General features: G+C 50.7%; 19 protein-coding genes. 10 read left to right on the top strand and 9 right to left on the bottom strand.

All coding sequences use genetic code 11. From position 1 onward, the window contains the following. Positions 1-15 precede the first annotated feature (15 nt). Both gsiA and iaaA read right to left on the bottom strand, forming a co-directional pair. Positions 16-1,863: a glutathione ABC transporter ATP-binding protein GsiA gene (gene gsiA, locus M2371_RS01885; RefSeq protein WP_259266734.1), complete on the bottom strand. Its 1,848-nt coding sequence runs from the start codon at positions 1,861-1,863 to the stop codon at positions 16-18. After that, positions 1,863-2,816, bottom strand: a complete 954-nt coding sequence (iaaA, locus tag M2371_RS01880; RefSeq protein WP_172893632.1) for a beta-aspartyl-peptidase — start codon at positions 2,814-2,816, stop codon at positions 1,863-1,865. Before iaaA ends, gsiA begins: the two co-directional genes overlap by 1 nt. A 266-nt stretch (positions 2,817-3,082) precedes the next feature. Between iaaA and moeA the strand changes: the two genes are divergently transcribed. Continuing rightward, positions 3,083-4,315, top strand: a complete 1,233-nt coding sequence (gene moeA / locus M2371_RS01875; RefSeq protein ID WP_259266733.1) for a molybdopterin molybdotransferase MoeA — start codon at positions 3,083-3,085, stop codon at positions 4,313-4,315. Between the two features lie 2 nt (positions 4,316-4,317). After that, complete coding sequence (moeB, locus tag M2371_RS01870; RefSeq protein WP_259266732.1) at positions 4,318-5,070, top strand: molybdopterin-synthase adenylyltransferase MoeB; 753 nt, start codon at positions 4,318-4,320, stop codon at positions 5,068-5,070. A gap of 48 nt (positions 5,071-5,118) precedes the next feature. On the opposite strand, the gene M2371_RS01865 is transcribed toward moeB, so the two are convergent. Beyond that, on the bottom strand, positions 5,119-7,614 hold the full coding sequence (locus tag M2371_RS01865) for an autotransporter outer membrane beta-barrel domain-containing protein (RefSeq protein WP_259266731.1): 2,496 nt from the start codon (positions 7,612-7,614) through the stop codon (positions 5,119-5,121). A 118-nt stretch (positions 7,615-7,732) separates the two neighbouring features. After that, a complete protein-coding gene (locus M2371_RS01860) occupies positions 7,733-8,635 on the bottom strand; it encodes a LysR substrate-binding domain-containing protein (protein WP_259266730.1) in 903 nt (300 codons plus the stop codon). Between the two features lie 346 nt (positions 8,636-8,981). Between M2371_RS01860 and M2371_RS01855 the strand changes: the two genes are divergently transcribed. Then, entirely contained in the window at positions 8,982-9,428 is a 447-nt protein-coding gene (locus M2371_RS01855) for a helix-turn-helix transcriptional regulator (RefSeq protein WP_259266729.1), read from the top strand. A gap of 6 nt (positions 9,429-9,434) precedes the next feature. Here the strand turns inward: M2371_RS01855 and M2371_RS01850 are convergent, their stop codons facing one another. After that, positions 9,435-10,508 carry a LacI family DNA-binding transcriptional regulator gene (locus M2371_RS01850; protein WP_259266728.1) on the bottom strand — a complete coding sequence of 358 codons (1,074 nt, stop codon included), beginning with the start codon at positions 10,506-10,508 and terminating at the stop codon, positions 9,435-9,437. A gap of 297 nt (positions 10,509-10,805) precedes the next feature. Here M2371_RS01850 and M2371_RS01845 point away from each other — a divergent pair, with 297 nt between their 5' ends. Together M2371_RS01845 and M2371_RS01840 are read left to right on the top strand one after the other, a co-directional pair. Further along, on the top strand, positions 10,806-12,107 hold the full coding sequence (locus M2371_RS01845) for an MFS transporter (protein WP_259266727.1): 1,302 nt from the start codon (positions 10,806-10,808) through the stop codon (positions 12,105-12,107). 15 nt (positions 12,108-12,122) lie between these two features. Continuing rightward, a complete protein-coding gene (locus tag M2371_RS01840) occupies positions 12,123-14,486 on the top strand; it encodes a glycoside hydrolase family 31 protein (RefSeq protein WP_259266726.1) in 2,364 nt (787 codons plus the stop codon). A gap of 103 nt (positions 14,487-14,589) precedes the next feature. On the opposite strand, the gene M2371_RS01835 is transcribed toward M2371_RS01840, so the two are convergent. Continuing rightward, entirely contained in the window at positions 14,590-16,185 is a 1,596-nt protein-coding gene (locus M2371_RS01835; RefSeq protein WP_172893626.1) for an ABC-F family ATPase, read from the bottom strand. Positions 16,186-16,413: 228 nt separating this feature from the next. On the opposite strand from M2371_RS01835, the gene ldtB reads away from it, so the two are divergent. The 5 genes from ldtB to sanA all read left to right on the top strand — a co-directional run bounded on the left by ldtB (position 16,414) and on the right by sanA (position 20,491). Further along, complete coding sequence (gene ldtB / locus M2371_RS01830; protein WP_172893625.1) at positions 16,414-17,334, top strand: L,D-transpeptidase; 921 nt, start codon at positions 16,414-16,416, stop codon at positions 17,332-17,334. 197 nt (positions 17,335-17,531) lie between these two features. Then, on the top strand, positions 17,532-17,933 hold the full coding sequence (locus M2371_RS01825) for a CidA/LrgA family protein (RefSeq protein ID WP_034496982.1): 402 nt from the start codon (positions 17,532-17,534) through the stop codon (positions 17,931-17,933). Beyond that, positions 17,930-18,625, top strand: a complete 696-nt coding sequence (locus M2371_RS01820; protein ID WP_034496984.1) for a CidB/LrgB family autolysis modulator — start codon at positions 17,930-17,932, stop codon at positions 18,623-18,625. The genes M2371_RS01825 and M2371_RS01820 overlap by 4 nt, the downstream gene beginning before the upstream one ends. A gap of 130 nt (positions 18,626-18,755) precedes the next feature. Next, entirely contained in the window at positions 18,756-19,640 is an 885-nt protein-coding gene (cdd, locus tag M2371_RS01815) for a cytidine deaminase (RefSeq protein WP_259266725.1), read from the top strand. A gap of 131 nt (positions 19,641-19,771) precedes the next feature. Next, positions 19,772-20,491: an outer membrane permeability protein SanA gene (sanA, locus tag M2371_RS01810; RefSeq protein WP_259266724.1), complete on the top strand. Its 720-nt coding sequence runs from the start codon at positions 19,772-19,774 to the stop codon at positions 20,489-20,491. Positions 20,492-20,548: 57 nt separating this feature from the next. Here sanA and mglC read toward each other — a convergent pair whose 3' ends face one another. The 3 genes from mglC to mglB all read right to left on the bottom strand — a co-directional run bounded on the left by mglC (position 20,549) and on the right by mglB (position 24,191). Next, complete coding sequence (gene mglC, locus M2371_RS01805) at positions 20,549-21,559, bottom strand: galactose/methyl galactoside ABC transporter permease MglC (RefSeq protein ID WP_034496992.1); 1,011 nt, start codon at positions 21,557-21,559, stop codon at positions 20,549-20,551. A gap of 20 nt (positions 21,560-21,579) precedes the next feature. After that, positions 21,580-23,100 (bottom strand): galactose/methyl galactoside ABC transporter ATP-binding protein MglA, encoded by a 1,521-nt coding sequence (gene mglA / locus M2371_RS01800; protein ID WP_034496994.1) that lies wholly within the window; start codon positions 23,098-23,100, stop codon positions 21,580-21,582. 92 nt (positions 23,101-23,192) lie between these two features. Beyond that, positions 23,193-24,191: a galactose/glucose ABC transporter substrate-binding protein MglB gene (gene mglB, locus M2371_RS01795; RefSeq protein ID WP_034496996.1), complete on the bottom strand. Its 999-nt coding sequence runs from the start codon at positions 24,189-24,191 to the stop codon at positions 23,193-23,195. Between the last annotated feature and the right edge of the window lie 71 nt (positions 24,192-24,262).

The following is a 24,262-nucleotide window of genomic DNA, read 5'->3' as shown; positions in this document are numbered from 1 at the left end:
CGGACTCAATTTTTATTATGGGCGAGCGACAAAATGCCCTGGCCCAACATTCACAAGCGTTGCAACATGCGGTTCACTCCCCAGCTTATGCGTGGAACTGGGGATATCATCGGAAAGCAAAACGGGTTTGGGGCGGCGGTGCGTGGGGTCAGCCACCGGAACGGCTGCCATTAATTTTCTGGTATACGGATGCTGCGGATTTTCAAACACGGCGCGTCGCGGGCCAATTTCGACAATTTGCCCTAAATACATCACCGCCACGCGATGGCAAATACGTTCCACCACCGCCATATCGTGAGAAATAAACAGGTAAGCGATGCCAAATTCGCGCTGGAGATCCATCATCAGGTTGATGATTTGCGCCCGAATCGACACATCAAGCGCCGATACAGATTCATCGGCAATCACCACTTTTGGATTGAGCGCCAATGCACGGGCGATGCAAATGCGCTGGCGTTGCCCGCCAGAAAACTCGTGCGGATAACGCCACGCATGCTCCGCCTGCAACCCGACGCGCTCCAGTAACCAGGCCACGCGTTCTTGCGCCTGCTCTTTGGGCATCACGTTATGCACCAGCAGCGGTTCCATGATCGAATAGCCCACCGTCAGGCGCGGGTCGAGTGAGGCGTACGGATCCTGGAAGATAAACTGAATGTCTTTGCGCACATGCTGCATGTCGGCATTGGAAAGCGTGTCGATGCGCTGGCCGTTGAAGTGAATGCTGCCGCCCTGGGTTTCCACCAGTCGCAGCAGCGCACGCCCGGTAGTAGATTTGCCGCTCCCCGACTCCCCTACCAGCCCTAACGTTTCGCCGGGCCACAAATCAAAACTCACTTTTTCGACCGCATGCACCCGGCTGGTGACACGGTTAAAAATACCGCTGCGAATATCAAAGCGCGTCACTAAATCGCTGACTTGCAAAATGGGAACGGAACCGGGGGCAATGGTGTTTTGTTCGGTTTCCGCTTCGGGTTTATCGGGGTGCTGAGGGTCAACCAGCGGAAATTTACGCGGCAAATCACGGCCATTCATCGCGCCCAGGCGCGGAACCGCTGCCAGCAACGTTTTGGTATAAGGATGAACCGGTGCGCTAAAAATTTGCTCTACGGTGCCGGTTTCCACCGCCTGGCCGCGATACATCACCAGCACACGATCGGCGATATCCGCGACTACGCCCATATCGTGAGTGATGAATATCACGCCCATTTGCATTTCATCTTGTAGAACGCGAATGAGCTGGAGGATTTGCGCCTGAATGGTCACATCCAGAGCGGTAGTCGGTTCGTCGGCAATCAGCACCGCCGGACGGCACGAGAGCGCCATGGCAATCATCACCCTCTGGCGCATCCCGCCTGAAAGCTGGTGCGGATAACGGCCAAGAATCGCTTTCGCTTCCGGAATGCGCACCCGTTCGAGCATGCGCCTGGCCTCTTCCATCGCCGCGTGTTTATCCAACCCCTGATGCAAACGGATAGATTCCGCAATTTGTTCTCCCACCGGAAACACCGGATTGAGCGAGGTCATCGGCTCCTGGAAAATCATTGCGATATCGGCACCGCGCACATGGCGCATTTGCGATGAACTTAATTCGGCAGGCGCGATCACCTCGCCGTTGCGACGGCGCAGCAGGATGTAATCGCTTTCAACACGGCTTGCGGATTTTTCCAGCAGGCGCATTAACGCCAGCGCCGTCACTGATTTTCCCGAGCCAGACTCCCCGACAATGGCCAGCGTTTCACCCCGTTTTAGCGTAAACGACAGGTCTGACACCGCCTGAATGTCGGCATTTTCCTGGCGAAAACTCACATTGAGCGCGTTGACCGACAGCACTTCGTCCTCGGGAAGTTCATGACTTCTGGGCATCAGCCCTCCAGGCTTTGATAGATTCCGACGCTCGGGGCATCACCGACAAAACCGTAGCCGCGGTACATCCCTTCGCTATTAAATGGCAATGCCACATTGCCTTCGCTATCAATAGCAATCACTCCGCCGCTACCTTGCAGCGCTGGAAGTTTTTCCATGACGACGCGCTCGGTCGCCTGATGCAGACTCAGCCCGCCATATTCCATCAGGGCTGCGATGTCGTAAGCCGCGAGGGTTTTCATAAACACTTCGCCCGTGCCGGTGCAGGACACCGCAACGTTGGCGTTATTGGCGTAGCAACCTGCGCCGATTATCGGTGAATCGCCTACACGACCCGGCAATTTGTTGGTCATGCCGCCGGTGGAGGTCGCGGCAGCCAGGTTGCCGTATTTATCGAGAGCGACAGCGCCGACGGTGCCAAATTTGGTGCCCGGATCGATAGGTTCACCTCCGTCGTGATCCAACACCGTTTGTTGATTTGCACGGGCGCTTTGCAATTGATCCCAACGCTGTTGGGTGAAAAAAAGATCGGGTGAAACGGGCTCAAGGCCATGCTGCTCGGCGAAGTTTTCAGCGCCTTTGCCAATCAGCAAAACATGCGGGCTGTGTTCCAGAACCTGGCGCGCAGCGAGAATGGGGTTACGAATATGACTGACACCCGCCACCGCACCGGCTTCAAGGGTGTTGCCATCCATGATGCAGGCATCGAGTTCATGCGTGCCGTCATGGGTAAATACCGCGCCAATTCCGGCGTTAAACAACGGGCATTCTTCGAGCATACGAACCGCTTCGGTCACGGCATCCAGCGCAGTACCGCCCGCCTCGAGCAATGCCTGGCCTGCCTCAACGATTTCCGAGAGCGCCTTAATATACAGCAGCTCTTTTTCGGGGCTGAGTTGTGCACGAGTGATGGCTCCCGCACCACCGTGGATCGCGATTACTGCTTTGCTCATTTCGACATTGCCTTGTCAGAGTGCGTTGTATTGTCGGAGTCCGTTGTGTTGTCGGATGGCGCTTTGCTTATCCGACCTACAAAAACTACGAAAGCTATAAATATCAGAATAGTGACTGTTAACTAATACGATTTTTGAATATAGAAAGATGTAAATGTGATGTAAAGGAAAACGCTATCCCGGATTACCCATAATGGGACATTCAGCCAGCCCCGATTCTCTGCCATAATGTCCGACATATTTTTCCCCGCGTAGCAGGAGCTTTCATGGAATTTACCGCCGGGCTTATCCCCCTTGAAACCGCAATGGAACAGATGCTCTCGCGTATTGTTCCTGTCACCGAATCTGAGTCCATCCCTTTGCTCAAGGCTTGTGGACGTATTACTTCGCACCCTGTCACGTCTCCCATTGATGTGCCTGGCTTTGATAACTCAGCCATGGACGGGTACGCGGTACGCCTGCAAGATTTGGCGTCAGGAACAGCTCTGCCCGTGGCGGGAAAGGCTTTTGCCGGGCAGCCGTTTGATGGCGATTGGCCTGCGGGAACCTGCATTCGCATTATGACTGGCGCACCAGTTCCGCAGGGAACGGATGCCGTCGTGATGCAAGAAGAAGCGACCGTGACCGAAAGCGGCGTGCGCTTTAATGAACAAGTTAAAAACGGGCAAAACGTTCGCCTGCGTGGGGAAGATATTCGCCAGGGCGGCAGCGTGTTACCTGCGGGTAAAAAACTGACCGCGGCGGAATTACCGCTGATTGCCTCGTTAGGTATTCCAGAGGTCGCCGTGCTGCGCAAAGTGCGTGCGGCGGTATTCTCTACGGGCGATGAGTTGCAACTGCCAGGAACACCCCTTGGCGACAGTCAAATCTACGATACCAACCGCCTTGCGGTGCATATCATGCTCGAACAATTGGGCTGCGAAGTTATCGATTTAGGTATCATCCGTGATGACCCCGAAGCGCTGCGCGCCGCATTTATTGAAGCCGACAGCAAGGCCGATGTGGTCATTAGCAGCGGCGGCGTTTCTGTGGGTGAAGCGGATTACACCAAACAATTGCTCGAAGAGTTGGGTGAAGTTGGTTTCTGGAAACTGGCGATTAAGCCGGGCAAACCTTTTGCTTTCGGTCGTCTGACAAATAGCTGGTTCTGCGGCCTGCCGGGCAACCCGGTTTCCGCGGCACTGACGTTTTATCAGCTAGTTCAACCGCTGCTTGCCAGACTCAGCGGCGAGCAAGGCAATGCCCTGCCGCCACGCCAGCGCGCGCGTACCGTCGGGCGTTTGAAAAAATCGCCGGGCCGTCTCGATTTCCAGCGCGGCATCATGCGCAGGGGCGAAGACGGGCAATTAGAAGTGTTGAGCACCGGCCACCAGGGGTCGCATATTTTCAGTTCATTTAGCCAGGCCAACTGTTTTATCGTGCTGGAACGTGAGCGCGGCCATGTTGAAGCCGGTGATTGGGTTGAGGTAGAGCCGTTCAATCATCTGTTTGGAGGCTAACGATGGGCGCTGAACTGAGCGATCAGGAGATGCTGCGCTACAACCGCCAGATTATTCTGCGCGGTTTTGATTTTGACGGCCAGGAAGCGTTGAAAGCCGCGCGGGTATTGATTGTTGGGCTTGGCGGGCTGGGTTGTGCCGCCGCCCCGTATCTGGCAGCGGCAGGCGTCGGCCAACTGACATTGCTGGATTTTGACACCGTGGCGCTGTCCAATTTGCAGCGCCAGACGCTGCATCGCGATGCCACTATCGGGCAGCCCAAAGTCGATTCTGCCCGCGATGTGCTGGCAGCAATTAATCCACATATTCAGATTGAAGCGGTCAACGCGCTGTTAGACGAAACGCAGTTGCTGGAATTGATTGCGGAGCATGACCTGGTGATGGATTGCACTGACAACGTGACCATCCGTAATCAGCTAAATCAGTGCTGTTTTACGCTTAAAAAGCCCTTAGTTTCGGGCGCGGCCATTCGTATGGAAGGGCAAATCAGCGTCTTTACTTATCAGGATGGCGAGCCGTGCTACCGCTGCCTGAGCCGCTTATTTGGCGACAGCGCACTGACTTGTGTTGAAGCAGGGGTTATGGCTCCGCTGGTCGGCGTCATCGGCTCATTGCAGGCGATGGAAGCCATCAAACTGCTGGCGCATTACGGCACACCAGCAAGCGGAAAAATCGTGATGTACGATGCGATGACCTGCCAGTTCCGTGAAATGAAATTGCCGCGAAATTCGCAATGCGAAGTGTGTGGTAACTAACAGGCAGATGGCAGCTTAGCATTCTGCTGCCATCAACCTTTTCGCGCATTACCAGCTGATTCGAATACCTACATTCCCGCCGGCACCATAGTTATCACTCGGATTGTGCGGGCTCGCCTGAACGCCAACTTTGCCATAAACCGCGTAGCGCCCATCGTTCCAGTCCAGTGTACCGCCCACGCCAAGCGCAATTTGCGTGCGGGCATCGCGAGAGCTGAATTTCACCTCTTCAATCTTAACGGTACTGCCGTCCGCCATTTCCTGGAGCACATCCAGATTCACGTGCACGTAGCTGCGAGTTTTAGTGCTGTCCTTCGCTTGCCATTCAGCCCGGTGGTCACCACTTACGCCCAGACGCGCCAGCAAACTATCACCATCTTTGAGTGAAACTCTGCTGCCAAAGGTGTCGTCAAAACTATCAAAACTCACTCGTGACCATACCAGTTGTGCCTGTGGGGTGATGGCATAACCGTTTCCCGCATCAAGACGCCAGCCGCTCTCCACTGAACCAGCATAGCCTTTACCTTTGTTATCCGATTTCAAAGACGTGCCGACGATACTGGAATTAAGATCACTATTGAAGAACATCATCTGCACTTGGCTATCCACATACAGGCCGTTATTTCCATACCATGTGAGCGTCAATCCCGGGCCGTAACCAGTGGTGTCGATGTCACCACTTCCTGAATATGCGCTGATATCGGCATTGACCTGTCCGTAACTAAAATTAACACCTCCTGTCAGCAAGCCATTGTGGTTATCAACGATTGCACCATCGACACCCGTCTGCATTTTCCAGAGGTTTATTTTACGATCGGCATCGGTGGTGGAGGCAACAGGCTGATTTTTGCTGTAATTGCCTTCCATCCGCCCCCAGGCACCGATTTTCTTATCATCCGCAATATCGCCAACGCGTTCCTGCAAAGTGGGAACTCGATTAAGTTCAGCGAGAACCTGCGGGTACTGCTCATAAAGTGCAGCCCCTGGGTGGTAACGTTGCGGCGCAATTTCATCTGGCCCTTCAGGAATGACAGGGAAAACAGGCACGCCAGGGGTTACCACACCAGGTTCTGGTGTTTCGACTACAGGTACGCCAGGGGTTGGGGTGCCAGGCTCAGGCGTACCTGGCGTTGGCACTTCCGGCAATGGCGCGACAGGTTGTTGCGGGTCGCTAAGATCGGAGGTCAAATACCACCAGCGCCCGGTGCCATATTGAAGGGTTCGAAATGCATAGGCATACGCTCCGTGCACCACAGCCTGTTCCCCTTCGGGCGTAGTAAAATCACCCTTAAGCTTAAAGGCATTGCCGTCGGAAAGCTGTGCGGCATAAATCAGAGGAATGCCGTTTTCGGTAAAGCCACCTTCACCCCCCAGGTTAACGATCTCGACGTGGGTGTCGCCTGTTGCACTCCCGGTAATGATCAGCCGGTCGGCAGGGGAATTATCACCGCCAAGGACACTTTCCATCACCAGCGTGCCACCCGCACCGTGGTAATCCCCATCGATAGTTAATGTGCCGATGGAATTTCCTGGGGAAATTGTTCCGCCGTTAGTGGTATTGCCGACGCGCCCATTTCCTTCAAGCACACCACCGGAAAGGAGAGAAACCGTGGCCTGGGACATATCGCCGTTGACGCTTAACGTCCCGTTTTCACGCGCCTGCAAGGTGCCGGTGAAATCACCATGGTCACTGTTTAAATGTGTTGTACCCGCCAGCGAGTCGATGACGAAATTACCCACCAGCCCAGTTCCAGAACCCACGGCGTTATCTATACCGTCGTTAAGCTTGCTGTCCAGGACATAATCTTGCGAAGTGTGATTAAGCACCAGCGAAGCGGTGCCTGTTCCAGCTGAAATCCTATTGGCTTCTATGATTCCTGGTGCGACTGGAGCTACGCCCTCTAGCGCACCAATTACCACTGTCCCTGAACTACCAGAGTCTCTTGCGAGGGTTACGCGATTAGCTGAGAGCCTACCTTCATCACTGACTTGCACGGCTCCTTGTCCGGCCAGACCAATTAACAGCTCGCTGTTTGAGTCCCATATTGATCCTGGCCCTGTCACGTGAGCAAAACCATCTGACCCGCTATTGACCCCTAATTGCCCAGTAGAGATATTAGATACGTGTCCGCCATCGCGAACCGTCATATTACCGCTACCGTTATTCCCCAGGACAAGGAAGCTGTTGTTAACCAATTTTGAACCAGGCCCTGAAATAAGCACGGTACCCGACGCCCCTGATTGGGTACCCGCCGTCATAGTAAAGGCATGTACGGAGCCGCTCACGCCATTTTCAGACAAAATGTTCAATGTGCCGTTGTTGATTAAATTGCCAATAAAACCATCCACTTTCCATTCGTTTTGGCTTGATGGGTCATCAGGGTTTTGTGCGCCATTGGTAAAAGGAATCGTGACAGTTTGGCCCTGGCTAATGGTTGCAGCCAGGGTAGAAAAGGAAAGCGGAATAATAATTAGCGGTGTAATAAATTTAATGATGCTGGCTATTAAATCATTGAGCTGAAGCTTATGGGATTGACTAAACATAATATTTACCTTAGGTAGATTAACTTCACTCCCACTGTGAAACATAAAAAATATCCAGACTGATGAAAGCCAACATTTTTATTATTTTTTAAATATAATCAGAGAAATCAGGAGAATATTACTTAATAAACTCATGGCGAATTTCATTGATGAGTAATTTAGCGATGGGCGTTAATGTTTGTTGCTGACGGTAAATCAAACTGTAATTACCGTTTGGCAAAGTCTCTTTTACGTTAACCTGGCATAATTTATCTTTTAACCATGGGAGTTCGAGCATTAACTGCGGCCCAACTGAGAGATAACCCTCAGTCAAAATGAGTTGTTCCGCAATAGTAGTGGAATCACCATATAACACGGAACATCCCGGCCCTTTGCCGCCCGGAAACACAACCTGCTCTATGGCATTAAAAAAACCGGCGCTCGCCGTAGGGAGGTACCATTTTGCATCCCGTAATTCCAGCAGCGACTGACAATGCGCCAGCGGGTGATCCTTATGGGCAAACACGCAGAATTTCGCCACCGACAAATGTTCTTCGCTGAATTCATGCAAAGCTATATCCGGCGTGACGATACCGATAAAAAAATCCATTCGCCCAAGGCGCAACGAGCCCAGCAATTCTGAGAGCTGACCTTCGATGACCGTCAGGTAGGCTTTAGGATGGCGTTCCTGAAATTTTTTTAACAAGCCAGGCATAATGCCAAAGGCTGGTAAATGGGAACAACCAAACATAACTGTGCCGTTAGCAGCACTTTCCAACTGGCGGATTTCATCAACTGCACGCTCAAGCTCATTTAGCACCATGTTCATTCTCGGTTCAAATAGCCTTCCCATATCAGTCAGCAGTGCGCCGCGAGCGGTTCTGTCGAGTAAGGTCACACCTAACGTTTTTTCCAGCTCCTGGATGCTGCGCGTCATTGCCGATTGTGTTTGATGTACGGCCTGAGAAGCCGCACGAATGCTGCCATATTGGATGATTGCACGGAGGTTTTTGAGTTGATTGATTTTAGGTAAATTGCTCATAGCAACCTCTCGTTTTATGAAATTATAGCATCGGTACAAAAACAGGCTGGCAAGCAAAAGTGCGTTTATTATTTAAGCTCCTCATTGGCCGATGCATATTATTTCTCACCCGACAAAAAGTAAACAAACTAGCCGATGAGTTATTTGCATCACCGAGACTAAAAAGTCATTACGAAAAAACAAAATACCACATTGATGTAATGGTCATAAATAGAAAGCTTGATTTGAAGAGTTAATACATTGAGGATTTATTTTATGCCACACCAGGGAATTCATTACGCCACCCACTGCTCTTTCATCACCTTAGCACTGAAGCATTTACATAAAAAAAATACCAGAAGATTTAATGCAGTATCGAAATGTAATTATTGTCGACACTAGCATGCTTAGCAGTTTCTTTGAATTTCATCGTTTCATTCAGACACAGTTAAAGCAGAATAATTTTTCAGATTATATTTTTCTTATGAACAACACTTTATGCTGGGGTCACATTCATTTCCCGGAAGAGATTAACCTTAATTGTCCACTGGTGAATTACGAGAAGGCAATCAAACAACGCCTGCGTGAGCAACCCAATGCTGGCCTGGTTTACGACAATTTGGAGCAGGAGAAGAAAAAAAGACAACTTTCCAGAACGGAGAAACAGGTTGCCAACTATTTATCACAGGGCGCTTCACTGCATGAAATATCGCAACTTAGAGGCGTAACAGCAAAAACGATTTACCGGCATATGGGTTCTATTCGTCGCAAGTTGGGTAAACTCAACCAGCAGAGCCTGGTGAATTGCTATTAAGGTCAATCACTCATCATAAAGCCCCACGCTACTGACCGCCGTATGACTCTTGTTTGGACGAATACGGCGCACTGAATCCCGCACTGCCAACGTTCCGTTAAGCAGTAAATTCCCTATCGGCGCATCCGGGCGGATTAAACGCTGCTGAAGAATATGCACCGCTTCCTCACCTAACCGATCGCGCGGAACATGCACCGAGGTCAGCGGCACATCGTGAATGGCAGCCAGATTAAAACCGTCGATGCTCATGACCGAAATATCATGCGGCACGCGTAATCCGGCATTTTGCAGCGCACTGACCGCCCCTGCCGCCATAAAATCACCGCCGACTAAAAATGCTGTCGGTAGCTGATGCTGCGGTGTTTTTTCCAGAAATTCGCTAATCAGTTTTTCACTCTCTTTGGCGCTAAAACTCTGGGCGGTAATCAGATGGCGTGCGTCGTCAAAATGCAGATTGTTGGCATCCCATGCGTCGCGAATCCCCGCCAGACGCAACTCCATGGTGTAGCGGCGCAGGCACAGTAATGTGACCACCGATTTGTGCCCCTGCTCGAACAAGTAACTTGCCGCAAAATCGCCAATCAACTGGTGATCCGGCGCAACGCCGGGTAGACGCATTTTGCGATCGCGACAGTTGATCAACACGCAAGGCTTGCCGAGATCCACCGCCAGATCGTGAATATGCGGATCGTCAATGCCGAGCAAGATCGCCGCTTCTGTTTCCACCTCGTTCATTTTGCTCAGAAACAGGTTGGCATCGCTGTCGTTTTCTTCCAGCGCACAGTAACGCAGCCGCACTTCATGTGGGGAAAGCGCCTGACTTAACCCTTGCGTGACACGATAATAAAAGACGTCAGACCGCTCATCAAAGGCACGCTGTGGCGCGAAAACGACCAAACTGTTAAGTAGCATGCGCCCCGCCGCCATCCCCGCAAGCACGCCTTTTTGACCGGCACAGTTCAAAACACGTTGCCGAGCCTGTTCGCTGGTGTTGGACTTACCCGCCAGCACACGCGAAACGGTGCTAATTGAAAGTCCGGTTTCAGCGGCGATTTCGGTGATTTTTAGCTTTTTACTCATTTTGTGATCTGCGCCCATTTCGGCAATGAAAAAATTTTCATGATGAAGTGTATGGCTTTGCCACAGGTATTTTCGTTAGCAAACGCACGTATTTCACTTTCATATGAAAATATTTGCACAAAAGTCGCTATTGACCCTTTTCCAACTGTTTTACGCTCTCTCCATTGCCGCAGAAGTGCCTGCCTTTGCAGCGGCAAGAAGCCAATAAAATAATTATTAATCAAATAGATATAACTTTCACAATCACAAAATTGTGGCAAACATTCCGATAGACATTGCTTCTGCGTGGAGAATGAAATGAGTCATGGCATAAATCCCGGCGTTACCGCCGTTAAGGCAAAACGCACCGTTCGCAACCTGCGCTGGTGGGTGCTAGTCCTGTTTTTATTAGGCGTTACCGTTAACTACATTACCCGTAACTCACTGGGTATTCTGGCACCTGAGCTGAAAAGCAGCCTGGGCATTACCACTGAACAATATTCGTGGATTGTCGGTGCATTCCAGCTTGCCTATACCCTGTTCCAGCCAATCTGCGGCTGGTTGATTGATGTTATCGGCCTCAAACTCGGCTTCTTAGTTTGCGCAGGGATTTGGGCGGTCGTCTGCATCATGCACGCAGGGGCAGGAAGCTGGCTACAACTGGCCATTTTGCGTTTCTTTATGGGTGGCGCTGAAGCAGCCGCAACCCCCGCTAACGCCAAAACGATTGGCGAATGGTTCCCGAAAAAAGAACGCCCAATTGCCGCAGGTTGGGCAGGCGTTGGCTTCTCAATTGGGGCTATGCTGGCACCGCCCATCATCTATTTTGCTCATGCCTCTTTCGGCTGGCAGGGCGCGTTTATGTTTACCGGCGTGCTGGCAATGTTATGGGTCATTTTGTGGTGGCTGTTCTATCACAACCCGGAGCAGCACCCGAATCTGAGCAAAGAAGAACTGGAATTCATCAAGCAGGATAACGAACCTGCTGCGGTGAAAATGCCGTTCCTGACCGCACTGAAAACCGTCGGCAAAAACAAACGTTTTTACGGTATCGCCATCCCGGCATTTATGGCTGAACCTGCCTGGGCGGTGCTGAGTTTCTGGGTGCCGTTATACCTGGCAAGCGAACGCGGTATGGACCTGAAACAAATCGCCATGTTCGCCTGGCTGCCGTTCCTCGCCGCAGACCTCGGCAGTGTCGCCAGTGGTTATTTGACCAAAATCTACACCCGCTGGTTTGGCTGTTCACGCACCAACTCTATCGTCGCAAGTTCAGTGACCGGTGCGTTCCTGATGATTTCGCTGGCGCTGGTTGCCCTCACCAAAGACCCGTACGTCACCATCGCGTTGATTTCCGTCGGCGGCTTCGGGCACCAGATTATCTCCTGCATGTTGAGTGCGCTGGTTGTGGACTCCTTTGATAAAGGCCAGATGGCGACGGTAAACGGCATGCGTGGTTCTGCCGCCTGGATTGCCAGCTTCCTGTTCTCGCTGCTGATTGGCGTTACCGCCGACAAGATTGGCTACAACCCTTTATTTATCGCCATGGGCTTCTTTGACCTGATTGGCGCTGTATTCCTGGTTTCTTTTATTGCTGAACGCCGCACCAAGCGTGCATGAAATGGATTGTGAACGATGAAAACTTTGAAGAACTGGACACTGCTGAAGTCTGACGCCAATCACGTTGAGTTAAGCGTGGACGGCAAACATCGCCTGAACCTGTTTGTGCTGGAGCAAGGCATGTTCCGCGTGCTGATTAAACGCGAAAACAAGCTGGCATTGAACCGCACCTGGAGCATTGCGCCAGAGAATGATGTGCCGTGGGAAGGCCGTGACCGTGAAAGCCTGCAAGGGTTTACGTTACCTGGTTTCACGGTGGAAGAGCGCGATGAAACATTGTGTATCAGCACCGATAAATTGCGGGTGACCGTCCACCAGCCTTTGTGGCTGGAGTGGGAATACAAAAATGACAATGGCGAGTGGCAATTGCTCGCCTGCGACCGCCCGACCAGCGCATATCTGCTGAACGCCTACGGCGACGGTGTGGCGCACTATCAGCGTCGCTTTAAAGAAGAACGTTATTATGGTCTGGGCGAGAAAGCCGGTCCGTTGCAGCGCACCGGGAAACGCTACGAAATGCGTAACCTGGATGCGATGGGCTATAACGCAGAGTCCACTGACCCGCTGTACAAACATATTCCGTTTACCATCACACGCCGCCCGGATGTCAGCTTCGGGATGTTTTACGACAACCTGAGCAGCTGCTGGCTGGATTTGGGTAACGAAATTGACAACTACCACCTGCCGTACCGCCGCTGGCAGGCAGAATCGGGCGATGTCGATTATTACCTGTTCCTCGGCCCGCAGGTTTTAGATGTCACCAAAGCGTTTGTGCGCCTGACCGGTAAAACGCTGTTTGGCCCGAAATGGAGCCTCGGCTACAGCGGCTCAACCATGCATTACACCGATGCACCAGACGCGCAAAACCAGCTGATGAGCTTTATCAAACTGTGTGAAGAGCATGCCATTCCTTGCGATTCGTTCCAGCTGTCGTCGGGCTACACCTCAATCAATAACAAGCGCTATGTCTTTAACTGGAACTACGACAAGGTGCCGCAGCCGAAAGTGATGTCCCAGGCATTCCACACCGCAGGGATCAAACTGGCAGCTAACATCAAGCCATGTCTGTTGCAGGATCATCCGCGTTACCAGGAAGTGGTTGAGCAAGGACTGTTTATTAAGGATTCGGAGCAAGATAGCCCGGAGCGTTCGATCTTCTGGGATGACGAAGGTTCGCATCTCGACTTCACCAATCCGGCAACGGTGAAATGGTGGCAAAACGGCGTCACCACGCAACTGCTGGAAATGGGTATCGACTCCACCTGGAATGATAATAACGAATACGAAGTGTGGGACGGCGAAGCCCGCTGTTACGGCTTTGGCGAAGAAATTGCCATCAAAAATATCCGCCCGGTGATGCCGCTGCTGATGATGCGTGCCTCGCTCGAAGCGCAGCAGGCTTTTGCGCCGGAAAAACGTCCATATCTGATTTCCCGTTCCGGTTGCGCCGGGATGCAGCGTTACGTGCAAACCTGGAGCGGTGATAACCGCACCAACTGGAATACACTGCGTTACAACACCCGCATGGGTGTGGGCATGAGCCTTTCTGGTTTGTATAACGTTGGGCACGATGTCGGCGGTTTTTCTGGCGACAAACCTGATGCGGAGCTGTTTGTACGCTGGGTACAAAATGGCGTGATGCACCCGCGTTTCACTATTCACTCGTGGAATGACGACCAAACCGTCAACGAACCATGGATGTATTCGTCAGTGACGCCAGCCATTCGCAGCGCTATCGAAACGCGTTATCGTCTGCTGCCGTACTTCTACACCCTGCTGTGGCAGGCGCATGCCGACGACGAACCGATGCTGCGTTCAACGTTCCTTGACCACGAGCACGACGCCAAAACCTTCGAAGAGTGTGACGATTTCATGCTTGGCCGTGATTTGTTAGTGGCAAGCGTGGTGGAAGAAGGCCAGCGAGAGCGTGAAGTCTGGCTGCCGGAAAACGGCGCGGGTTGGTACGACTACTATACCGGCCAGTGGTATAGCGGCGGCCAAAGTATTGTGGTTGATGCACCGCTGGAACGCTTGCCGTTGCTGGTGCGAGCGGGTGCAGCCCTGCCTCATTCGGCACGTATTACTCACGTGGATGCCAAAGCTGACACGGTGCGCGAGCTGAAAGTGTACCCTCTGCAAGGCACAGGCGTTTCTCACGGTAGTCTGTTTGAAGATGACGGCGAAACGTGGGGGTATCAGCAAGGCAACGCGCTGTGGCTGAACTGGGAAATTCACTGCACCGCAGATGAAATTCATGTGAACTTCACTCGTAGAGGTGATTATCAGCCGGCCTGGAAAGAGATGACGTTAACGCTACCGGCGGGTGAAAAACGCCGTTTGGTTGTAGACGGGAAAGTGCAGGATTTCTGGAAGATTTAAGTTGTAACCCTCACCCCGACCCTCTCCCTCAGGGAGAGGGTGAAAACCGTCAGTTCCCTCTCCTGGGGGAGAGGGCTAGGGTGAGGGTGTTCTAAGCTAAAACTTAGTTATCAATACCTTTACTGCGCAGGTAATCTTCATAGCCGCCGGTAAAGTCAACCACGCGCTCTGGCGTAATTTCAATCACGCGGGTGGCCAGCGAGCTCACAAACTCACGGTCGTGAGAGACAAAGATCAGCGTGCCCGGGTACATTTCCAGCGCCATGTTCAGCGATTCAATGGATTCCATATCCAGGTGGTTGGTTGGTTCGTCCATGACCAGAACGTTCGGACGTTCCATCATCAATTTACCAAACAACATACGGCCTTTCTCACCACCGGACAGCACCTTCGCAGGCTTTTTGATATCGTCCTGGCTGAACAACAGACGGCCCAGAATGCTGCGCACCGCTTGCTCGTCATCACCTTCTTGCATCCACTGGCTCATCCAGTCGAACACGGTCAGGTCATTTTCAAACTCGTATTCGTGATCCTGTGCGTAATAGCCGATTTGCACATTCTCAGACCACTTAACTGTACCTGCGTCTGGAGCCAGTTCAGCGACCAGCGTTTTAAGCAGAGTGGTTTTACCCACGCCGTTGGTACCCAGAATGGCGAGTTTTTCACCCACTTCCAACAGCATGTTAACGCCTTTGAACAGCGGGCCGTTGTCAAAACCTTTCGCCAGTGATTCCACTTCAAGCGCATTACGGAACAGTTTCTTGTCCTGCTCGAAGCGAATGAACGGGTTCTGACGGCTGGAGGCTTTAACTTCGTCGAGTTTGATTTTATCAATCTGACGCGCACGAGAAGTCGCCTGGCGAGATTTCGAGGCGTTGGCACTAAAGCGGCTAACGAAGGATTGCAGGTCAGCAATCTGCGCTTTTTTCTTCGCATTATCAGACAACAGACGTTCACGAACTTGTGTTGCCGCCGTCATGTATTCATCGTAGTTGCCTGGATAAACGCGCAGTTCGCCGTAGTCCAGGTCCGCCATGTGCGTACAAACCATGTTCAGGAAGTGACGGTCGTGCGAAATGATGACCATGGTGCTGTTACGTTCGTTGAGAACCGTTTCCAGCCAACGAATGGTGTCGATGTCGAGGTTGTTCGTCGGTTCATCGAGCAGCAGGATATCCGGGTTTGAGAACAGCGCCTGCGCCAGAAGCACACGCAGTTTCCAGCCTGGAGCGACTTCGCTCATCGGGCCGTAATGCTGTTCAACAGGGATCCCTACGCCAAGCAGTAATTCACCAGCACGCGCTTCGGCGGTGTAACCGTCCATTTCGCCATAGAGAACTTCCAGATCGGCCACTTTATAGCCGTCTTCTTCGCTCATCTCTGGCAGCGCATAAATGCGGTCGCGCTCTTCTTTTACAGCCCACAGTTCGGCATGGCCCATGATGACCGTATCGAGAACGGTGAACTTTTCAAAGGCGAACTGATCCTGACGCAATTTACCGATGCGCTCGTTAGGATCGAGTGAAACGTTACCCAGTGTTGGCTCTAAATCGCCACCGAGGATCTTCATAAAGGTAGACTTGCCGCTACCGTTGGCGCCGATCAAGCCGTAACGGTTGCCGCCGCCAAATTTGACAGAAATATTTTCAAACAACGGCTTACTGCCGAACTGCATTGTGACGTTACTGGAAACTAGCACAGAGATGTCCTGATAAAATTGTAATATGTGAGATCGGGCACATTATGCCATAACTCAACGTGTAGATCGCTCTGCTTGTGCGCTGGTGATAAAATAATCAAAGTGCAAAAAAGTGTGATTTAATCCACATCTGATTTCCCAGGTCGATGGAATGCACATATAATGCGCGCTCAAATCGCTCCGTTTCTTCACTAACTAGCCTGCATGGCCAGAAATACTTCACATAACATGAATATGAAACTACGCACAATTTTACTGGCATTTGTGGCTGTCGTGTCTTTCAGTAAGACAGCTTCTGCCGTGACCTATCCTCTGCCAACCGATGGCAGCCGTCTGATTGGTCAAAACCAGGTTGTTACTATTCCTGAAGGCAGCACTGCGCCGCTGGAAGAATATGCCGCGCGTTACCAGATGGGTCTTTCCAACATGCTGGAAGCGAACCCAGGCGTTGACCCGTATCTGCCAAAGCCTGGCACCATCCTGAACATTCCTCAGCAGTTAATTCTGCCGGATACCGTTCATGAAGGTATCGTGATTAACAGTGCTGAAATGCGCCTTTACTACTACCCGGCTGGCACCAACACCGTTATCGTGTTGCCAATCGGTATCGGCCAGTTGGGTAAAGATACTCCGCTGAACTGGACTACTAAGGTAGAACGTAAGAAAGCAGGCCCGACCTGGACACCAACGGCGAAAATGCACGCAGAATATATTGCTGCCGGTACGCCGCTGCCAGCCGTTGTTCCAGCCGGTCCGGACAACCCAATGGGTCTGTACGCGCTGTACATTGGCCGTCTGTATGCGATTCACGGCACCAACGCCAACTTTGGTATCGGCCTGCGTGTGAGCCACGGTTGTGTGCGTCTGCGTAACGAAGACATCAAATTCCTGTTCGAGAAAGTGCCAGTCGGTACGCGCGTTCAGTTCATCAACGAACCGGTGAAAGCCACCGTTGAGCCAGATGGTACGCGCTATGTAGAAGTGCATAACCCACTGTCCACGACTGAAGAGCAGTTCAACTCAACTGAGATCGTGCCAATCGCGCTGAAAAGCAACGTGACTGCCATTACCGCTCAGCCAGACGTTGACAGCACCGTGCTGGATCAGGCGATTCTGAACCGTTCCGGTATGCCGGTACGTTTGAACTAATCGAACCTTTCGAGCATAACTAAGCGACCTACGGGTCGCTTTTTTTATGCCTGCAAAATGGGATTTGGCAGATTGCCCAAAACATTCTGGAACGTTCCAATTTGGAATATTTGGTATGCTCATAATTCATGATGTGATCGGTAGCACATTTTCAGCTTTAATTGTATGATGAATGCGTTTCTTAAAGGGTCATCACCATGCGTAATTCGCTCACCGTAATTTGGCAGTACCTGCGTTCATTTGTATTAATTTACATATGCTTATATGTGGGCATTGCTATTGCCTCGCTGTTGCCGATCACCATTCCTGGCAGCATTATCGGCATGTTAATTCTGTTTGTTTTGCTCTCTCTGCAAATCCTGCCAGCGAAATGGGTTAAACCAAGTTGCCACCTGCTGATTCGTTATATGGCGCTTCTTTTTGTGCCGATTGGTGTGGGCGTCATGCAGTATGTGGATGTGATAAAACAGCAATTTGGTCCCGTGGTTGTCTCCTGCTTTATCAGTACCTTAGTGGTATTAGTTATCGTGAGCTGGAGTTCTCATTTGGTACACGGAGAACGTAAAGTCGTGGGTGAAAGCGAGGGTGAAACAAAATGATGCATCATATCTGGTGGTCTTTGCCTTTAACGCTGGTGACCTTCTTTCTCGCCCGCCAAATCGGAATGCGTTATAAGTCACCGCTGCTGAACCCGTTACTGGTTTCGATGATTGTTATCATCCCTATTCTGGTGTTTACCGGCACGCCCTATGATCACTATTTCGCTGGCAGTAAAGTGCTGAACGATTTGCTACAACCGGCGGTAGTTGCCCTCGCGTTCCCACTGTATGAACAGCTTCACCAGATTCGTGCACGCTGGAAATCCATTATCACCATCTGTTTTATTGGCAGCATGGTAGCGATGATTACCGGTACATCCGTTGCATTATTAATGGGTGCTACACCACAAATCGCCGCGTCAATCTTGCCTAAGTCTGTCACAACACCGATTGCCATGGCGGTGGGCGGCAGTATCGGCGGCATCCCGGCAATTAGCGCCGTCTGCGTGATTTTCGTGGGGATTCTTGGCGCGGTATTTGGCCATAGCATTCTGAATCTGATGGGTATTAAAACCAAAGCGTCGCGCGGCCTGTCGATGGGTGCTGCCTCTCACGCCCTTGGGACTGCGCGTTGTGCTGAACTGGATTTCCAGGAAGGCGCATTCAGCTCACTGGCGCTGGTGATTTGCGGCATTATTACGTCGCTGGTTGCCCCATTCTTATTCCCGGTGATTTTGGCTGTATTTGGTTAAAACTTGCGAGAGATCGCGCAATTTCATTCTTTATTTCATAAGTTGCATTTGTAATTAGAGAAAGATCACATATAAAGCCCATACAGAACCGTAAACTACGATTCAATTACTTGTTATGAGGCTACGATCCATGCGCTCACGTTTTCAGGCTGCTCTCGCACAACTCCCGGCTTCACTGCAAGCCGCTTTGCAACCCTTGATTGCTGATGCCCACTTCCCGGCGATGTTTAGCGCCACTGAAGTGGAATCATTGAAAGCCCAGACCGGGCTTGATGATGACGCGCTGGCATTTGCTTTGCTGCCGCTTGCAGCAGCCTGTGCACGCGCGGATTTGTCGCAGTTCTATGTAGGTGCGGTAGCACGTGGCGTCAGCGGAAATCTCTATTTCGGCGGCAATATGGAGTTTCTTGGCTCCACCATGCAGCAAACCGTTCATGCTGAACAAAGTGCGATTACCCATGCGTGGATGCGTGGCGAAAAAGCCCTCGCCGCGATTACCGTCAACTACACGCCGTGTGGCCATTGCCGCCAGTTTATGAATGAACTGAACAGCGGTGTGGCATTGCGCATTAATTTGCCGGGCCGCAAGCCTGCAACTCTTGGCGACTATCTGCCAGATGCATTTGGTCCGCGTGATTTAGAAATCAAAACGTTGTTGCTGGATGAAATGGATCATGGCTTTACGCTGCAAGGCGATGAACTCAGCCATGCCGCCATCACGGCCGCAAACCGCAGCCATGCGCCCTACAGTAATGCGCCTTCGGGTGTCGCGCTGGAAATGCGCGATGGGACAATTTTCACCGGTAGTTATGCGGAAAACGCCGCATTCAACCCTTCCCTACCCCCGCTGCAAGCGGCGCTGAATCTGTTGAGCCTTTCCGGCTACGATTACAATGATATCCAGCGTGCGATTCTGGCTGAAAAAGCCGAAGCGCCATTGACACAATGGGACGCAACAGCCGCCACGTTAAAAGCGTTAGGTTGTATGAATATCGACCGCGCACTGTTGAATTGATGAGAACGATGCGGGCGCGAGAGCGCTCGCATTGGTGATTTTTAGTCCAACCAATTCCTCTAATCTTGCTCTTAACCACCAGGTAAAGTAGCCTTGGATAAAATTCCATCCCTTTATTGAGCCGCAAGTCCATGTTGAAGCGCTTGTTTTATAGCCTGTTGGTGATAATCGGCTTGGCTGTGGTGGCTGCGCTTTGTCTTGACCGCTGGATAAGCTGGAAAACTGCACCTTACGTTTACGACGAACTGCAAGATTTGCCCTATCGCCAGGTTGGCGTGGTATTGGGCACCGCCAAGTATTACCGCACCGGCGTAATTAATCAGTACTACCAGTTCCGCATTCAGGGCGCGTTAAATGCCTATAACAGCGGCAAGGTAAACTACCTGCTGTTGAGCGGCGATAATGCGCTGCAAAGCTATAACGAACCCATGACCATGCGTAAAGACCTGATTTCCGGTGGGGTTGATCCTGCCGATATCGTGCTCGATTACGCCGGTTTCCGTACTCTGGACTCTATCGTTCGTACGCGAAAAGTCTTCGATACCAATGATTTCATTATTATCACTCAGCGTTTTCACTGCGAACGCGCCCTCTTTATTGCTCTGCATATGGGCATTCAGGCGCAGTGTTATGCAGTCCCTTCGCCAAAAAATATGATGACAGTGCGTATCAGGGAGTTTGGTGCGCGTCTGGGTGCGCTGGCAGATTTGTATATCTTCAAACGTGAGCCGCGTTTCCTCGGGCCGCTAGTCCCTATTCCTGCCATGCATGAAGTGCCTGAAGATGCGCAAGCTTATCCGGCAGTTACACCAGAGCAGTTGCTGGAATTGCAGAAGAAAGAGAAGAAATAGAGTGCATAAAAAAACCCGCACATATCGTCCTGTGCGGGTCTTGGTAAACCGTAGAGATTACTTCTTACGAGCGTATTTCAGTGAATCCAGCGCGACCGCGAAGATAATAATCGCGCCCTTGATAATGTACTGCCAGTAAGGGTTCACGCCGATATACGTCAGGCCGTAGTTGATCACCGTAAAGATGATAACACCGGTTACGACACCTACCACTGTTCCCACACCGCCGCTGAATGACACACCGCCAACCACGCACGCTGCAATCGCATCCAGTTCGTACATAAAGCCCAGGTTGTTGGTCGCAGAACCGATACGGCCCGCTTCTAACATCCCGCCGAACGCGTAGAACACACCAGACAGCGCGTAAATCATGATCAGGTTCAGGGCAACGTTTACACCAGAAACTTTAGCCGCTTCAGGATTACCACCGATGGCGAAGATGTTCTTACCAAAGCGCGTTTTGTTCCACAGCACCCAGACAAAGCCAATCGCAATCAACGCATAGAATGTGATGTACGAGAGCTTAAAGTTACCCATCTTGATAAAGCCCTGGGTAAAGGTCGAGAATCCGCTGTCGAACCCGGCAATTGGCGACGCACCAACAAAGTCGTAATACAGGGAGTTGATACCATAAACGATAATCATGGTGCCCAATGTGGTGATAAACGGCGTCACATTCAGGTAAGCGATGATAATACCGTTAACCAGACCAATGATGGCGCCAATCGCACAGACGATCAGGATAACCACCGGAATAGGCATGGTGCTCATTTCAGGGAAAACTTTGTTCACGTTTTCCATAGACTGCAAAAGCGTTGCTGCAACGACCGCCGCCAGGCCAACCTGACGACCCGCCGAAAGGTCTGTACCCTGGGTCACAATCAGCCCCGCCACACCCAGTGCGATAATAATACGCACTGATGATTGGGTCAGAATGTTACTTAAGTTCATCAAGCTTAAAAACGTGGGATCCTGGAAAATAATAATCGCCAGTAAGACCAGCAAAACGACATAAATGCCGCCTTCTTTCAGATAAGTTAGAAAACTTTTCTTATTTAACGCACTCATTTTTAATAGCCCCTAAATTATCAAAGGTGCACAGACGCAAGACGTAATATTTCGTTCTGCGTGGTTGTTTTAGTGTCTACAATTCCGGCAACAAGACCATTGCTCATGACCAGAATACGATCTGTAATCCCTAACAACTCCGGCATTTCGGACGAAATAATGATGATTCCTTTCCCTTTTTTGGCAAGCTCAGCAATAAGCTGATAAATTTCAAACTTAGCGCCGACATCAATCCCACGGGTAGGCTCATCCAGCATTAAAATTTCTGGCTGTGTTAATAACCAACGACCGATAATAACTTTCTGTTGATTACCACCGGACAGCGAACCAATAGAAGTACGATGGCCCGGTGTTTTGACACGCATTGAGTCGATAACCCATTGGGTATCGCTTTTCATGCGGGAGTTATCTAATAAACCAACTTTGTTTTTATAATTACGAATATTAGAAATCAGCGAGTTAAAGCCGATATCCAGGTACGCATAAATACCGGTTGAACGACGCTCTTCTGTGACCAACGCAAAACCGTGGTTAATCGCTTCATTCGCCGAATGGTTATTAATTTTTTTGCCGTGCAGCATAATGGTGCCGTCAGACTTCTCGCGGATACCAAATAGCGTTTCAACAATATCAGTACGTTTTGCACCGACCAGACCGGCAATGCCGAGAATTTCCCCTTTATGCAAATCAAAGGAGACATCACGAATCGAAGGCTGGCGCAAAGAAGTGAGGTTGCGCACTTCCAAAATCACTTCACCCGGTACGTTTTCTTTTGTCGGGAAACGTTGGTTCAGTGAGCGGCCGACCATCATGGAGATAATTTTATCCATGTCCAACCCTTCTAAAGGCTGGGTGGCAATCCACTGTCCGTCACGCAAGATGGTGATCTCATCACACAACTGGAAGATCTCTTCCATTTTGTGAGAGATATAAACAATGCCGCAGCCGCGCTCTTTTAACTTACGAATGATTTTGAAAAGGTGATTAACTTCCTTTTCTGTCAGTGAGGATGTTGGCTCATCCATAATGACGATTTTGGCATTGTAAGAAAACGCTTTAGCGATTTCGATCATCTGCATTTGCGATACTGACAAAGTGCCCACGCGAGCTTTAGGGTCAATATCAATATCCAGTTCATCGAAGATGTGTTTGGTATCGCGGTACATTTTGTCTTGATCGACAAATACACCTTTGGTTGGGTAACGCCCCAGCCACATGTTATCCATTACGGTGCGTTGTAAAACCAGGTTCAATTCCTGATGCACCATGGAGATACCATTTTCCAGCGCCTCTTTAGTGCTGGAAAAGTTAACTTCTTGTCCCTGAAAAAGAATGCTGCCGGAATCTTTGCTGTAGATCCCAAAAAGACATTTTAATAATGTTGATTTGCCTGCACCGTTCTCACCCATTAATGCGTGAATGGAATGAGGACGAACTTTTAAATTAACATTATCCAGTGCCTTAACGCCGGGGAATGATTTATTAATGTTGGTCATTTCCAACAAATATTCCGACGACTGATTTGTATTTGTGTCAACCATAGTTATACCTGTGTGGCTGATTATCAGGCCTGATACCGGGCGAAAATTCGCCCGGATTCGACACACTTAAAGCCATATCCTGAACGGGATACTTATTTACCGACGAATTGAGCCAGGTTGTCTTTATCAACACCAACGTAAGGAATACGGACAATTTTGTCTTCGATTTTCCAGTTAGTGCCTTCTGCTGCTGGTTTGCCAGCGGCCAGGTTTTTCACCAGATCGAAGGTTGCTTTAGCCTGGTTGTTGGCATCGTTCAGAACAGTACCGGCCATTGCGCCAGATTTAACCATTGCCAACGCTTCTGGCAGGGCATCCACACCGAAGACTGGAATAGAAGATTTGTTGTGTGCTTTCAACGCTTCTACGGCACCCATTGCCATCGCATCGTTGTTGGCGATAACCACTTCGATTTTGTTAGCATTCGGACCGGACAACCATGCGTCCATCTTATCTTTCGCCTGAGCGGTGTCCCACATTGCAGTATCTAACTGCAGCTGTTGGGTTTTCAGACCTTTGTTGTTCAGCTCTTTGATAACGTAAGTGGTACGAGCTTCAGCATCCGGGTGGCCTGGCTCGCCTTTGAGCAGAACGAACTGAACCTGACCATCTTTGTTCAGATCCCACGCTGGGTTTGCTGCCCAATGTTTAGCAATCAGGTCGCCCTGAATCACACCGGATTCTTTAGAGTCGGTACCTACGTAGTAAGCTTTGTCGTAACTATCCAGCGCTTTACGAGAAGGCTCTTTGTTGTAGAACACGATTGGTACGTTCTGACCACGGGCTTTTTCGATAACAGTGCCAGCAGCAGCAGGGTCAACCAGGTTGATTGCCAGACCTTTCACGCCTTTTGCCAACAGCACGTCAATCTGATCGTTCTGCTTGGATTGGTCGTTCTGGGAGTCGTTCATCAGCAGCTCTACATCTGGAGATGCTTTTGCGTCTTTTTCGATTGCCTTGCGCACGACCGACATAAAGTTATCGTCGTATTTATAAATGGTCACACCAATACGGGTATCAGCTGCATGAGCGGCTGCGCCAAACAACATGCAAGACATAATGGCGGACAGGGTCAAAACCTTCTTATTCATGGTATCTCCGGTTTTTTTGCAGGGTAGTTCAGTGGTATTCAGGCAGGCAGCATTGTTAAGAAAACGTTACT

The sequence above is a fragment of the Buttiauxella sp. BIGb0471 genome, from assembly GCF_024807715.1.
GTDB lineage: Bacteria > Pseudomonadota > Gammaproteobacteria > Enterobacterales > Enterobacteriaceae > Buttiauxella > Buttiauxella agrestis.
Note: the sequence above shows the minus strand (reverse complement) of the source record. Positions and strands in the feature narration are given on the sequence as shown.

What these genes read in the sequence shown, in the direction of transcription:
- gsiA (WP_259266734.1), bottom strand. Translation starts at nt 1,863, where the DNA reads ATGCCCAGAAGTCATGAACTTCCCGAGGACGAAGTGCTGTCGGTCAAC.
- iaaA (WP_172893632.1), bottom strand. Translation starts at nt 2,816, where the DNA reads ATGAGCAAAGCAGTAATCGCGATCCACGGTGGTGCGGGAGCCATCACT.
- cdd (WP_259266725.1), top strand. Translation starts at nt 18,756, where the DNA reads ATGCGCTCACGTTTTCAGGCTGCTCTCGCACAACTCCCGGCTTCACTG.
- M2371_RS01840 (WP_259266726.1), top strand. Translation starts at nt 12,123, where the DNA reads ATGAAAACTTTGAAGAACTGGACACTGCTGAAGTCTGACGCCAATCAC.
- M2371_RS01865 (WP_259266731.1), bottom strand. Translation starts at nt 7,614, where the DNA reads ATGTTTAGTCAATCCCATAAGCTTCAGCTCAATGATTTAATAGCCAGC.
- sanA (WP_259266724.1), top strand. Translation starts at nt 19,772, where the DNA reads ATGTTGAAGCGCTTGTTTTATAGCCTGTTGGTGATAATCGGCTTGGCT.
- moeA (WP_259266733.1), top strand. Translation starts at nt 3,083, where the DNA reads ATGGAATTTACCGCCGGGCTTATCCCCCTTGAAACCGCAATGGAACAG.
- M2371_RS01850 (WP_259266728.1), bottom strand. Translation starts at nt 10,508, where the DNA reads ATGAGTAAAAAGCTAAAAATCACCGAAATCGCCGCTGAAACCGGACTT.
- M2371_RS01855 (WP_259266729.1), top strand. Translation starts at nt 8,982, where the DNA reads ATGCAGTATCGAAATGTAATTATTGTCGACACTAGCATGCTTAGCAGT.
- M2371_RS01860 (WP_259266730.1), bottom strand. Translation starts at nt 8,635, where the DNA reads ATGAGCAATTTACCTAAAATCAATCAACTCAAAAACCTCCGTGCAATC.
- M2371_RS01845 (WP_259266727.1), top strand. Translation starts at nt 10,806, where the DNA reads ATGAGTCATGGCATAAATCCCGGCGTTACCGCCGTTAAGGCAAAACGC.
- mglB (WP_034496996.1), bottom strand. Translation starts at nt 24,191, where the DNA reads ATGAATAAGAAGGTTTTGACCCTGTCCGCCATTATGTCTTGCATGTTG.
- mglA (WP_034496994.1), bottom strand. Translation starts at nt 23,100, where the DNA reads ATGGTTGACACAAATACAAATCAGTCGTCGGAATATTTGTTGGAAATG.
- ldtB (WP_172893625.1), top strand. Translation starts at nt 16,414, where the DNA reads ATGAATATGAAACTACGCACAATTTTACTGGCATTTGTGGCTGTCGTG.
- M2371_RS01825 (WP_034496982.1), top strand. Translation starts at nt 17,532, where the DNA reads ATGCGTAATTCGCTCACCGTAATTTGGCAGTACCTGCGTTCATTTGTA.
- mglC (WP_034496992.1), bottom strand. Translation starts at nt 21,559, where the DNA reads ATGAGTGCGTTAAATAAGAAAAGTTTTCTAACTTATCTGAAAGAAGGC.
- moeB (WP_259266732.1), top strand. Translation starts at nt 4,318, where the DNA reads ATGGGCGCTGAACTGAGCGATCAGGAGATGCTGCGCTACAACCGCCAG.
- M2371_RS01820 (WP_034496984.1), top strand. Translation starts at nt 17,930, where the DNA reads ATGATGCATCATATCTGGTGGTCTTTGCCTTTAACGCTGGTGACCTTC.